Genomic DNA, 12,831 nt, shown 5'->3' with positions numbered 1-12,831 from the left:
CGCTTCGCGAAACGCTCTTGGAAACGGACTTTAAATGGCATTGGTTCGGCGCATGGCTAGCCGGCTTGTTGCGGCCGCGATGATCGCATGGCTCGGGACAGCCGCTTTCTCGGCTCAGGCCGACAGCGACGTGACGGCGGTGGCGCGCGATGCGCGCCTTGCCGGCGACGAACTGCGTACGCGGTTCGTCATGGACCTTACGAAGCCGGTGGAGTTCGCGGTTTCGACGCTGTCCGATCCCTATCGGGTGGTCATCGACCTTCCGCACGTTTCGTTCGACCTTGATCCGGTCGCGGGGCGCGACGGACGGGGACTCGTCTCCGACTGGCGGTTCGGCCTGTTCGCCGCCGGCAAGTCGCGGATCGTTCTCGATGCAACAGAGCCCGTTTCGGTCGACAAGGTGTTCGTGCTTCCTTCGGTGTCCGATCAGCCGGCCCGTTTCGTGATCGATCTGGTGAAAACCACTCGTGCGGCTTTCCTCGACGAGGCGGAGGCCTCGGCAGCGGAAGCGCGTGCTGCAAACGCGGCCGTTGCGCGCAAGGGCGATCGCCTGAAGCCGCAGGCCGACGCAAGCCGTCCGCTGATCGTGCTCGATCCCGGCCACGGCGGTCTTGATACCGGCGCCACCGGCACGGCGGGGACCCTGGAAAAGGCGGTGGTCCTCGATTTTTCGCTTCTGCTTCGCGACAAGCTCATGGAAAGCGGCCGCTATGACGTGCGCATGACCCGCGATACGGACATCTTCATCCCGCTTCGCGAGCGGGTGAAGATCGCGCGTGGCCATCAGGCGGATCTTCTGGTCTCGGTTCATGCTGATTCGGTGCGCGTCGGGCGCAGCCAGGTTCGGGGAGCGGGTGTCTACACGCTTTCGGAAAACGCCAGCGACGAGATCGCCGCGGCACTGGCGGAGCGGGAAAACCGGTCCGATGTCATTGCCGGGATCGACCTTGCGGACGAGGCTGACGACGTCACCGACATCCTGATCGACCTGGCGCGCATGGAGACGAAGAAATTCTCGTTTTTCTTTGCACGTACGCTGGTGGATGAATTGCGCGGCTCGGCGGAGCTCGTCAAGAATCCGCATCGTTCTGCGGGTTTCCGGGTTCTGACGGCCCATGATGTGCCCTCGGCGCTGGTCGAATTGGGCTATCTGTCGCACAAGCTCGACGAGAAGCTGATGGCGACCGATGCGTGGCGCGACCGGATGTCCGGCGCCATCGTGGCGGCCATCGACCGTTATTTCGCCAGGCGGTTCGGTGCGGCGAACATGACGCTGTCGCAGACCGCGGATGCGGGCAAGGCCGACGACACGGATGCGCCGGCGGAGCAATGATGCCGAAACGCCTCAGCATCGCCATATTGCTCGCCGACAGAGTGCGTTGAAAGACAGGGTTTCTGTCATTCGGCCGGCGCTGGCCGGCGGGGTGCACCGGACGGGCCTCTAAGAAGCTGGCGGGGCAGGGGGCGAATCCTGTATGCCGCCGCTTCGTCCGCGTCCTGGCGCCGTTTCGCACGGGGGAAACATCCCGCGTGTCTTGGAATTCTAATTGGGGCAAACGAGCCGGTTACATGAAAGTCCTGATCAAGCTATTCGGCTATCTCTTCGGCATCGGCGCCGTGTTCGCGCTTCTGGTGGCGGGTGGCGTGTGGATCTATCTGCAGGAAATGACCGACGACCTGCCGGATTACACCACCCTGAAGAACTACGAGCCGCCGGTGATGACGCGTGTGCATGCCGCTGACGGCCAGTTGATGGCGGAGTACGCCAAGGAACGCCGCCTGTTCCTGCCGATCCAGGCCGTGCCGGAGATGCTCAAGCAGGCTTACATGTCTGCCGAGGACAAGAACTTCTACACGCATCTGGGCGTCGATCCGGAGGGCATCGCGCGCGCTGCCTTCGCCTACATCAAGAATTACGGGACCGGCCGCCGGCCCCAGGGCGCCTCGACGATCACGCAGCAGGTTGCGAAGAACTTTCTTCTGACCAACGAGGTGTCCATCGAGCGCAAGGTGAAGGAGGCGATCCTGTCGCTCAGGATCGAGCAGGCCTACACGAAGGACGAGATCCTCGAACTCTATCTGAACGAGATCTATCTGGGACTCGGCGCCTATGGCGTCGCGGCGGCGTCGCTGCTGTATTTCGACAAGTCCGTGCATGAGCTCACCCTTGAAGAGGCGGCCTATCTCGCGGCCCTGCCCAAGGCGCCGAGCAATTATCACCCGTTCCGTGATCGCGAGCGCGCGATCGAGCGTCGCAACTGGGTGATCGACCGGATGGTGCAGAACGGCTTTGTCGATTCCACCGCCGGCGAGGAAGCCAAGGCCAAGCCGCTCAACGTGACGCCGCGCACCCGCGGATCCCAGCTGTTCGGGTCCGAGTATTTCGCCGAGGAGGTGCGCCGCCGCATTTTCGAGATGTACGGCGAAGACCGTCTCTACGAGGGCGGGCTTTCGGTTCGCTCCACGCTCGATCCGGAGTTGCAGGTCAAGGCCCGCAAGGCGCTGATGGACGGCCTGATCGCGTTTGACCGCCGGCGGGGCGGCTGGCGCGGCGCGGAAAAGACGATTGAGCTTGGCGCCGGCGACTGGGGAGCGGCTCTTGCCGAAATCCCGGGCTATTCCGACGTCCCCGAGTGGCAGACCGCTGTCGTGCTGTCGGTGTCCGGGGAGGCGGCCGAGATTGGTCTGAAGCCGGAGACGCTCATCAGCGGCGACTTGTCCACCGAGCGCAAACGCGTCTCGCTGCCGTTCGCCGGCATGAAGTGGGCCCGGGTCAGCGGCCGCGCGCCCAAGAGCGCGAACGATGTGCTCAATCCCGGCGATGTGATCTTCGTGGAGGCCATCGACGGCCCCGCCGGGCCGGTCTATGAGCTGCGTCAGTTCCCGAAGGTGTCGGGCGCGCTGGTCGCAATGGATCCCTTTACCGGTCGCGTGCTTGCGATGGTCGGCGGTTTCTCCTTCGCGCAGAGCGAATTCAACCGCGCGACGCAGGCGTATCGCCAGCCGGGCTCGGCCTTCAAGCCCTTCATTTATGCGGCTGCGCTCGACAATGGCTACACGCCCTCCAGCGTTGTGCTCGATGCGCCGGTCGAGATCGCCCAGGGGCCCGGTCTTCCCATGTGGCGACCGAAGAACTACGGCGGAAAGTTCTATGGTCCGTCGACCCTGCGTCTCGGCATTGAACGGTCGCGAAACGTCATGACCGTGCGCCTTGCGCAGGACATGGGGATGCCGCTGGTGGCGGAATACTCCAAGCGCTTCGGCATTTACGACGACATGATGCCGGTGCTGTCGATGTCTCTCGGCGCGGGTGAGACCACCGTCATGCGCATGGTCACCGCCTACGCGATGATCGCCAACGGTGGGCGCAAGGTTACGCCGACGCTGATCGATCGCATTCAGGATCGCTATGGCAAAACCGTGTTCCGCCACGAGGAGCGTACCTGCGAAACCTGTGCGACCGATCACTGGGAAAGCCAGCCCGAGCCCGAGCTGATCGACAACCGCGAGCAGGTGCTCGACCCGATGACGGCTTATCAGATCACCTCCATGATGGAGGGTGTGGTCCTGCGGGGCACGGCCACCAAGGTCCAGGCCGTCAACCGCCCGGTCGCCGGCAAGACCGGCACGACCAACGACGAGAAGGACGCCTGGTTCGTCGGCTTTACGCCCGACCTGACCGTCGGCGTCTTCGTCGGCTACGACAATCCCAAGTCGATGGGCCGGGGAGCTACGGGTGGTCAGGTCGCAGCGCCGATCTTCACCGAGTTCGTCAAGAACGCGCTGGCCGACCAGCCGCCGGTCGAATTCCGCGTTCCCAAGGGCCTGCAGCTCATCCCTATCAACCGTCGCACGGGCTTGCGCGCCGCGGCCGGAACACCGGGAACCATTCTGGAAGCCTTCAAGCCGGGAACGGCACCGCCGGACGAGTATTCGATCATCGGGTTCCAGGACGATATCGGCATTCCGCGCACGGTTTCCCCGGAAGCCGGGCAGGCGGTGATGACGGGAACCGGCGGGCTCTACTGATCCTCAAACCAATGTGCAAACCACCCGGTTCGGGATGGTTTGCACGTCACTTTCGGATCAACTATGGTCGCGCCCATTCCGGCGTTCGCAGGGGCGCTTTCGCCGGATACCTCTTTCCATCCAACCGGATGGCGACACATTCAACACCAACGCGAGGACTTGCGATGCGCGCCGAAACAGAGGCCGTGGTCGATGAAATCAAGCAGGCCATAAGCCTGCTGAGGAGGCATCTTTGACTGGGATCAAGCGATTGCCAGACTCGACGAACTGAACGCTGCGTCCGAGGACCCGACCCTTTGGGACGATCCGACGCAGGCCCAGAAACTGATGCGCGAGCGTCAGCATCTCGACGACAGCATCAACGGGGTGCGTCAGCTCGAGGCCGACCTCAACGACAATCTCGAACTCATCGAGCTTGGCGATGCGGAAGGTGACACCGACGTGGTGTCCGAGGCGGAAACCGCGCTGAAGGCGCTGCGCACGGATGTGCAGCGGCGTCAGATCGCGTCGCTGTTGTCCGGCGAGGCCGATGGCAACGACGCTTATCTGGAGATCAACGCCGGTGCCGGCGGTACGGAAAGCCAGGACTGGGCGAACATGCTGTTTCGCATGTACACCCGCTGGGCGGAGCAGCACGGGCACAAGGTCGAGGTTCTCGAGATCCACGACGGCGAAGAGGCGGGCATCAAGTCCGCGACGCTCAAGATCAGGGGCGACAACGCCTACGGCTGGCTCAAGACCGAGTCGGGCGTGCATCGTCTCGTGCGGATTTCGCCCTATGACAGTCAGGCGCGTCGTCACACGAGCTTTGCCTCGGCCTGGGTCTATCCCGTGATCGACGATTCCATCGAGGTGGATATTGCCGAAAGCGACTGCCGGATCGATACCTATCGGGCGTCCGGTGCGGGCGGGCAGCATGTGAACACGACCGACTCGGCCGTGCGCATCACCCACCAGCCGACCGGGATCGTGGTGCAGTGCCAGAGCGAACGCTCCCAGCACAAGAACCGGGCAAGTGCCTGGTCGATGCTGAAGGCGCGTCTCTACGAGCTGGAGCTGCAGAAGCGGGAGGAAAAGGCCAATGCGGAAGCGTCTTCGAAGACGTCGATCGGCTGGGGCCACCAGATCCGCTCCTACGTGCTGCAGCCCTATCAGCTTGTGAAGGACTTGCGGACCGGCGTGGAAAGCACCAGCCCTCAGGACGTCTTGAACGGCGACCTGGATGGCTTCATGGAAGCGACGCTGGCGCAGCGTGCCTTCGGCGGCCAGGCGGAAGAGATCGCCGACGTCGAGTAGGCAACAGCTTCGCTTCATCGGCGACAATGTCAGAAAACGGCGCCCTATCGGGCGCCGTTTTTGCGTGTCAGGCTGGCTCGAGGATGATGCGGGAAATGCGGTCTGTTTCCTCGAGCGGGAAGAACTGCCCGGTCGCATTGTGATCGATGTGGGTCAGTTCCCCAACGAAAAGCTCCGTGCCCTGCCAGTAGAAATCGACGCGGACCAGGCTGAAGGGGGCCGCCAGCGCTTCCGCAATCGCGACGATCCGCTCCAGGATTTCGGGTCTGGCGCGAACCTCCGGTGAGACCGGCGTTCCAAGGGTCGCATGCAGCGGCTGCCAGTCGGCGGTGAAGAGCATCGATGTCGTGTTCACGGGCGCACCGAGGTAGCATTTGATGCATTTCACGCGCCCGCGATAGCAGAAAACCTTGAGTTCGGTGTTCGGATCGGCATCGAAGAGAACAGGTTCGACGATCACCTTGGGGGGGAGGTCCCGGTAATTGGCTTCGCGCCAGACCCGGTAGTAGTTGTGGTCGAACCAGCCCAGAATCCGGTTCAAGTTGAGTGCTTCGCCGTTGCGGCGAATGATGATCGAACCGCTGGAATGGGTCGGTTTGATCACGCAGCGCGAGGGAAAGGCGTAGCCGGCCGCTTCCTTCTTGCTGTGAAGCACCGCGATGGTCGGAACGGCAAGTCCTGGACCGGCGTGCTCCTCGATGAAGTGCTTGGCGAGCTCCTTGTCGGTGGTGCGCACCCGGTCCCGCGAGAGGATCTCGTCGCCGACCTTGAGGGCGAGCAATGCGTCCTGCAAGGTTGCCCGGTGTCCCGGCCAGCGACCATGCGCGAGGCGGAACTGCAGGCAGGAAATCAGTCTGTCGAAACGCCGGGTCTTGGGTGTGATCCCGTTCAGCCAATGATGGATCGACCACAAGGGGCCGGTTGTCGGTGGCAATATGCGCGTGTCCTCCGGCTCCGGTTCGGGAATGGCTGTGGAGGTCATGCGCAGCGGTCGCCTTCTTCGTTGAAAATGATCGCCGATATCCGGCGTTCCGAACCAGGGGGGATGAATCTCAAGGTTGCGTTGTTCGAGGTATGCGTGATTTCGCCGAGATAGAAGTCGGCACCATCGGTGTAAACGTCGACACGCACGAGACCGAAGGGGGCCGCCACCTGCTCGACCGCGGCGATCATGGCATCGTGATTTGCCGGCCGGGCCTTTTTCAAGGTCGTGACGGGATAGTTCATGGATGCATCGAGCGCTGTCCAGTTGCGCTCGTAGAGCATCCTGTGCGGGCTGGTGCTCTTGTCATAGGTCCATTTGATGATCTTGACCTTTCCCTTGAAGCAAAAGAATTTTACCTCGCAGGGATCCTCCTGGTCGAAGACGAACGGTTCGACAATGACCTTCGGGGTCAAGTGCCGGTAGTTCGCCTCGCGCCAGGCGCGGTAGTAATTCGTGTCCAGCCACCGTGAAATTCGTTCGAGATCAAGTGGGGCGCCGTTGCGTCGGCGGATGACCTGGCCGCTCATGTGGGTCGGCTTGATCACGCAGCGTGTCGGGAAGGCGTAGGAAGCGATCTCCGCGCGTGATTTCAGCACGGCAAAGGTCGGCACGATGTGAGCGGCGTCGATGCAGCCACGGAGATAGGCCTTGGCAAGCTCCTTGTCGGTCGTCGTGACCCGAAGCGGGGACAGGATCTCGTCCGATGTCTTGAGGGCAAGAAGGGCATCGTTCAGCGAGTTCTTCCGGCGTGCCAGACGGCCGTGTGTCGCAAGGAAGTGGGCATGCGACAGGACCTTGTCGAACGGGCGCGTTTCGGGCGCGATCCTCATCATGATGTCGATCAAAGACTTGGCAATCATCGCATGCGGCCCGGTTCCAACCCCGAAGCGAGCGCTTTAGGTGAAATTCCGCACGGTTGCAACGCCAGATTTTCCCCGTGTCTCCAGCGGCCGGAATACGGCGCCCGGTGCGGGTGCCGGGGGTTTGGGCAGCGGCTGCCAGGGGCTCCTCATGTCTGCGTCCCGGGCGGGTCCTCGACGAAGAGCAGCGCCGAAACCCGCTCTTCCGCCGAAGGGGGGAGGAACGGGTTGGTGGCGTTGCCTGCCACATGCGTGATTTCTCCGACATGGAAATCCACATCGTTTGTGTACATGTCGATGCGAACGAGATCGAAGGGTGAGGCGAGGCATTCCGCCGCCTCGATCATGGCATCGAGATTTGCCGGGCGCGCCTTTTGCTTGGTGGCCACCGGGTACTTGAGCGATGCATCGAGCGGTTGCCAGTCGCGGGTGTAGAGCATGCGGCTGATCGCGGACCCGCGATCGAAGTCCCAGTGGATGACCCTTGCCTTGCCCCGGAAGCAGAAGATCTTCATGTCGTCGGCGGTGTCGGCATCGAAAACGAATGGTTCGACGATGATTTTCGGGGCGAGGTATCGGTAGTTCACCTCCCGCCAGCTCCGGTAATAGTTCTTGTCCATCCAGCCGAGGATTTTCGCCATGTCGACCCGCTCGCCGCCATGTCGCAGGACAACGTCGCCGCTGGTGTGGGTCGGCTTGATCACGCACCGCTGTGGAAACGTGAAGTCGCGGATTTCTTGCTTGCTGCGCAGGACTGCCAGCGAGGGAACGACGTGTCTTTCGTCTATGCGTTGTCGGATGAACTCCTTCGCCAGTTCCTTGTCGGAGGTGAACACCCGTTCGGGACGCAGGATTTCGTCGCTTGTCTTGATGCGGAAAAGCGCGTCGTTCAGCAAGGGACGCATCTCGGGCAGCCGGCCGTGGGCGATGAGGAACTGCAGGGTCGAGAGCTGCTTGTCGAAGAACCGCGTTTTCGGTGCGACGGCGCTCAGGCAGTCGAGGGTTGCCGACAGGATGGGGGAGGTGCGTCGCATTTTTCGCTGTGCCGAGACAACAGAGGCCGGATCGGCTCCAATTTCTGACGGACACACGCGAAGATTTCAATGTGCAGAATTGCGCGAGGGGACCGCCGGCTCGCCGGCTGCCGGCAGATCCCCGCGAGATCGAGGGGGCTGAAAGCTAGATCAGCATCTTGCGCAGGCGGCTGGAGATCATGTCGATCACGGTCACGGTAAGCACCATGACGATGATGATCGCGCTCGCTTCCTCGAACCGAAACCCCTTGAAGGCCTCGTTGAAGGTGAAGCCGATGCCGCCCGCGCCGACGATGCCGAGCACGGTGGCGGAGCGCACGTTGGTCTCGAAGCGGTAGAGCGAGAAGCTCGACCACAACGGGATGACCTGCGGGATCACGCCGTAGACGATTTCCTGGATCCGGCCGGCGCCGGTGGTGCGAATGCCTTCCACCGGCCGTTCGTCGATGGCCTCGACCGCCTCCGAAAACAGCTTGGAGATGATGCCGAGGTTGTGCACGAAGATCGCCAGAACGCCGGGCAGGGGGCCGAGCCCGACGACGGCGACGAACAGCACCGCGAACACCAGGTCGTTGATGGCGCGGCTTGCATCCATCAGCCGGCGCATCGGGAAGACGACCCAGGCCGGGGCAATGTTGCTGGACGCGAGAAGGGCAAGCGGCGCGCCGAAAATGACCGACAGGACGGTGCCCCACAGGGCGATCTGGACCGTTTCCAGCATCTTGCGGAGATACAGGTCGAGGTCGTTGAAGTTCGGATCGAGAAACTGGCCGACCATCCCGTAGAGAAAGTCGTTCCCGGTGAACAGGCGCGTCCAGTTGTTGATTTCCGCCGGATAATACGACAGGGCCAACAGGATCACGATCACGCCGGTGATGGCGGCCAGGCGCAGCAGGTTCGACCAGCGTGGTTGCATCTGCGCGCGCACGGCTTCCGATAGGGCCGCCTCGGCGCCCAGGTGCCCGGTTTCGGCAGTCATCGTCTCATCCTTCCTGTTGGCAGACGGGCCGCGGGATCTCCCGCGGCCCGGCAGTTCCGGTGTCCGGCACCGGCATGATGCCGGTCGCCGGTTCGTTCAGGCTCAGTAACCGCCCTTGCCGACAACCTCGGCCTGCTTGGCCAGGTCGGCGAGCAGCGCGTCGGCGGCCTCGATTGCATCGGCGTCCTCGGCGGCTTCGGCCTTCAGCTTGGCCTTGAAGGCCTCGATCTGGCGCACGTCGAGCAGCTGTGCGTTGGAGGAGGCGAGGAACGGGCCCCAGCCGTCGGACAGGTTGGCCAGAATAGCGCGCTCGCGCTCGACCTTTTCCAGGTCACCAAAGCGGCCGTACTGCATGAAGAAATAGTAGAGCTTCTCCTTTGCGGCGGACGGCAGATCGGCGCGCCAGACCATCGGGTCGGAGGGGATCAGCGGCGAGCGCCAGATTTCCTTGACCTGTGCGGCGGCGTCCGGATTGGACTTGGCGAGGCGGGCGTAGATGGATTCGGTGTTGTTGGTTGCAACGTCGACCTGGCCGGCGGCAACGGCGAGCGCATTGCCTTCATGATTGGCGGAGGTCACGCGGGCGAAGCACTCTTCCGGCGTCTTTCCGTTCAGCGCCCAGACGTAATAGCCGGGGATGGCGAAGCCGGAGGTCGAGTTGGGATCGCCGTTGCCGAAGGTCAGCGTCTTGTCGCATTTCAGAACGTCGTCGAGCGAGTCCAGCGGGCTGTCCTTCTGGGTGATCAGGAGCGAGTAGTAGCCGCGCGAGCCGTCGTCCTTGATGGTCTGGGCGAAGACTTCGCCGCCGGCCTTGTCCACCGCCTGGATGGCCGACTTGTTGCCGAACCAGGCGACATCGACCTGCTTTGCGCCCATGCCGGCGATAACGCCCGCGTAGTCGGACGCGAAGAACGGTTTGACCTTGGCGCCGAGCGAGGCCGCCATGTCATCCAGGAACGGCTGGAAGTTCTTTTCCAGCACCGACGCGCTTTCGGTGGAGATAATGCCGAAATTGATGGTTTCGGGCATGGCGCCCTTGTCTTCAGCCTGGGCGATGCCGGTTGCGGACAGCGCGAATGCAGCCGCCACAAGGACTTTGTTCAACATGGGAGATCTCCTGATTGACCTGTTGGTCGCGCGCCACTGCGGCTCACGCGTTTGCCACCGCAAGGGCGGCCACTTTCGGTGCGGCTTCCGGCGCCGCGCCGCCATGCCCGACCCGTCTCGGGCCGGAAGGCATGTCCGGGGTCGACAGCGTTTCGCTGTCGTAAAGGGTTGCGAGATCGGCACGGCTGATGCCGCCGACCGGGCCGTCGTAAACCAGCGTTCCCTGCTTCAGCGCGATGATCCGCCGGCAATGGCGAAAGGCGTGATCGATCTGGTGCAGCGACACCACCACCGTCACACCGTCCTCGCGGTTGATGCGCGCGAGGGTCTCCATCACCTTGTCCGCAGACGCCGGGTCCAGCGAGGCGATCGGCTCGTCGGCAAGGATCACGCGGGCTTCCTGCGTGAGGGCGCGTGCGATGGCGGCGCGTTGTTGCTGGCCGCCGGACAGGCGCGAGGCGCGGCGGTGGGCGAAGTCGATGATGCCGACCCGCTCGAGCGCCTGAAGCGCACGAATGCGGTCCGCGCGGGTAAAGAGGCCCAGCGTGCCACGCCAGAACGGGGTCTTGCCCAGACGGCCGGCGAGTACGTTGCGCAATACGCTGAGGCGGTTGACCAGATTGAACTGCTGGAAAATCACCCCCACGTCCCGGCGGATGCGACGGGCCTCGGCCGTTCGCCCGCCGTCGGCCTGGACCGTGCGGTCAAGCAGGCAGATGGCGCGCGCGTCGCCACGGTCTATGGTTTCCAGTCCGGAAATCAGGCGCAGAAGCGTCGACTTTCCGGAGCCGGAGGCGCCGATGAGCGCGACCATTTCGCCGTCCTGGATCGAAAGCGAAACATCGTTGAGAACCGGCTTGTTGCGCTCGAACGCTTTTGAGACGAAGCGGGTTTCGATTGCTGGCATGTGCTGTGTACTCCTTGCGATGCGGAGGTACGCAAGGAGTGTTGCAGCTACATGACAGTAGCGGGCATGCCGGGGGATAACGCTCGATGGCACACTGGCGAGGGGGCGATGCGGGGCGCGCGGGGCCTGCAAACGAAAAACGGCGCCCATTGGGCGCCGTTGATGTGTCAGTCTTGTGGGGCGGTCAGTTTTCCAGGAGGGGCTTGATCCGCTCACCGGCGTCCATGAAGCGTGTCGGATTCATCGGCCGGTCGTCCATGCGCACCTCGTAATGAAGGTGCGGCCCCGTCGAGCGTCCTGTCGAACCGACGCGCCCGATCGGTTCGCGCGCGGTTACCGTCTGCCCCTTCTTCACCAGGATCCGGCTCATGTGGGCAAACCGGGTGACCACGCCGCTCGGATGTTCGATCTCGACGGATTTTCCGTAGCCGCCGTTGCGCCCGGAAAAGACCACGGTGCCCGGGCCCGGAGCGCGAATGCTGGCACCGCGCGGCGCCTTGAAGTCGGTTCCGGTGTGCATCGCCATGCGCCCCAGGAAGGGATCGAGGCGGGGACCGAAGGAGGAGGAAACGGGCGCGCCGGCGACCGGCCTGTCGAAGGGAATGCCGCGCGCGGCCGTCTTCAGCGTGTCGAGCGCCGCGAGTGCGCGCTCCGCCCGTTCCAGGCGGGCGTCGAAGTCGGTGGCGCCAAGCGGTACATACGGCCCGCCGCTCGCCTTTGCCGGCGCATCGCTCTGGGGAGGGGCGGCGGCTGCCAGTTGCAAGCCGAGCTTGTCAACGGTCTCGGAAATCCGTTCGGCATCGCGTTCGGCAGTCACCGCAATCACGTCCAGGGCCAGATGGGCTTCCCTGTCCATGCGCTGCAGGTTTCCGTTTACTGTTTCGATCAGCGTCGTCTTGCCGTCGAGCGCGGCCTGGTGTGCCGGTGCGGCTGCGGGGCGGTTGACGGTTGCGGCGGGGGTCTCGCTCTGCGATCCGCGCAGATTGAGCTCCGGCGTGATGGCGATCGGTTCCGGCGTTCCGCCGATGCCGGTTCCGGTCAGTTCCGCGTCAAGCGCCAGGAGCGGATCGGCCACATCGGGCTTGGTTTGCGGGACCGGGCCGCCGACCGCCACGCGGATACCGCTTGCGGCTGCTTTTTGCAGGAGCGCGGCGACACGCGACTGACGGGTGTCGAGGTTTTGCTGACGCGCGACGACGCCTTCAAGCTGCGCTTCCAGGCTCTGGCGCTCCAGGACGCTGCGGCTGGTCAACTGGTCGATGCGCGAGCGAAGCGATGCGATGCGGTCTTCGTAGGAGAGCTGCATCTGCGCCTGGCGTTCGGCCGAGGAGTGTATGATGTCGTCGCGCAGAACGAGATAGGCGGTCGCGCCGACATAGCCGACTGCAAGCATGACGCCGATGGCGGTGGCTGCACCGGCGATCCAGGGCGATATCGTGAAACTGCGCACGTGATCGCCCTTGGCGATGATAACCCGATGGGGTTCCTTGCGTTTTCCGAACACCTTCTGTCCGTTTGCTGCGTGTCCTGTCATCACTCTCCGGACCCATTCCTGACGTTTCCGATCACACACTCGACCGGATATCCTTGGAATCGATTAGAGATGATTAAGGTTAACAAATGCTAAGGGTTAG

Annotated in this window: 10 protein-coding genes; 3 read left to right on the top strand and 7 right to left on the bottom strand. The window is 63.4% G+C overall.

Annotation, left to right across the window (positions count from 1 at the left end; genetic code table 11):
• Positions 1–52: 52 nt before the first annotated feature.
• The 3 genes from G572_RS22440 (at position 53) to prfB (ending at position 5,325) form a co-directional block, all read left to right on the top strand.
• Positions 53–1,333 carry an N-acetylmuramoyl-L-alanine amidase gene (locus tag G572_RS22440; protein ID WP_051241576.1) on the top strand — a complete coding sequence of 427 codons (1,281 nt, stop codon included), beginning with the start codon at positions 53–55 and terminating at the stop codon, positions 1,331–1,333.
• 245 nt (positions 1,334–1,578) lie between these two features.
• Positions 1,579–4,029, top strand: a complete 2,451-nt coding sequence (locus tag G572_RS0104210; protein ID WP_037545787.1) for a penicillin-binding protein 1A — start codon at positions 1,579–1,581, stop codon at positions 4,027–4,029.
• A 164-nt stretch (positions 4,030–4,193) separates the two neighbouring features.
• A protein-coding gene (prfB, locus tag G572_RS0104205; protein WP_156884467.1) for a peptide chain release factor 2 occupies positions 4,194–5,325 on the top strand; the annotation gives its coding sequence in 2 pieces (ribosomal slippage) (positions 4,194–4,262 and positions 4,264–5,325; 1,131 coding nt in all).
• A 67-nt stretch (positions 5,326–5,392) separates the two neighbouring features.
• On the opposite strand, the gene G572_RS0104200 is transcribed toward prfB, so the two are convergent.
• From G572_RS0104200 to G572_RS0104170, 7 genes are all read right to left on the bottom strand, one after another.
• Positions 5,393–6,307 (bottom strand): ATP-grasp fold amidoligase family protein, encoded by a 915-nt coding sequence (locus tag G572_RS0104200; RefSeq protein WP_029057405.1) that lies wholly within the window; start codon positions 6,305–6,307, stop codon positions 5,393–5,395.
• Positions 6,304–7,170 (bottom strand): ATP-grasp fold amidoligase family protein, encoded by an 867-nt coding sequence (locus tag G572_RS22435; protein WP_051241574.1) that lies wholly within the window; start codon positions 7,168–7,170, stop codon positions 6,304–6,306. Before G572_RS22435 ends, G572_RS0104200 begins: the two co-directional genes overlap by 4 nt.
• Before the next feature lie 149 nt (positions 7,171–7,319).
• A complete protein-coding gene (locus G572_RS22430) occupies positions 7,320–8,204 on the bottom strand; it encodes an ATP-grasp fold amidoligase family protein (RefSeq protein ID WP_051241572.1) in 885 nt (294 codons plus the stop codon).
• A gap of 145 nt (positions 8,205–8,349) precedes the next feature.
• The gene (gene phnE, locus G572_RS0104185; RefSeq protein WP_029057404.1) at positions 8,350–9,183 is read right to left on the bottom strand and encodes a phosphonate ABC transporter, permease protein PhnE; all 834 of its coding nucleotides are present in this window, start codon (positions 9,181–9,183) and stop codon (positions 8,350–8,352) included.
• Positions 9,184–9,285: 102 nt separating this feature from the next.
• The gene (phnD, locus tag G572_RS0104180; protein ID WP_029057403.1) at positions 9,286–10,290 is read right to left on the bottom strand and encodes a phosphonate ABC transporter substrate-binding protein; all 1,005 of its coding nucleotides are present in this window, start codon (positions 10,288–10,290) and stop codon (positions 9,286–9,288) included.
• 43 nt (positions 10,291–10,333) lie between these two features.
• Positions 10,334–11,197 carry a phosphonate ABC transporter ATP-binding protein gene (gene phnC / locus G572_RS22425; RefSeq protein ID WP_084649861.1) on the bottom strand — a complete coding sequence of 288 codons (864 nt, stop codon included), beginning with the start codon at positions 11,195–11,197 and terminating at the stop codon, positions 10,334–10,336.
• 184 nt (positions 11,198–11,381) lie between these two features.
• Positions 11,382–12,731 (bottom strand): peptidoglycan DD-metalloendopeptidase family protein, encoded by a 1,350-nt coding sequence (locus G572_RS0104170; RefSeq protein ID WP_037545269.1) that lies wholly within the window; start codon positions 12,729–12,731, stop codon positions 11,382–11,384.
• Positions 12,732–12,831 lie beyond the last annotated feature (100 nt).

The organism is Stappia stellulata DSM 5886, assembly GCF_000423705.1.
In the GTDB taxonomy this organism is placed as follows: Bacteria; Pseudomonadota; Alphaproteobacteria; order Rhizobiales; family Stappiaceae; genus Stappia; species Stappia stellulata.
Note: the sequence above shows the minus strand (reverse complement) of the source record. Positions and strands in the feature narration are given on the sequence as shown.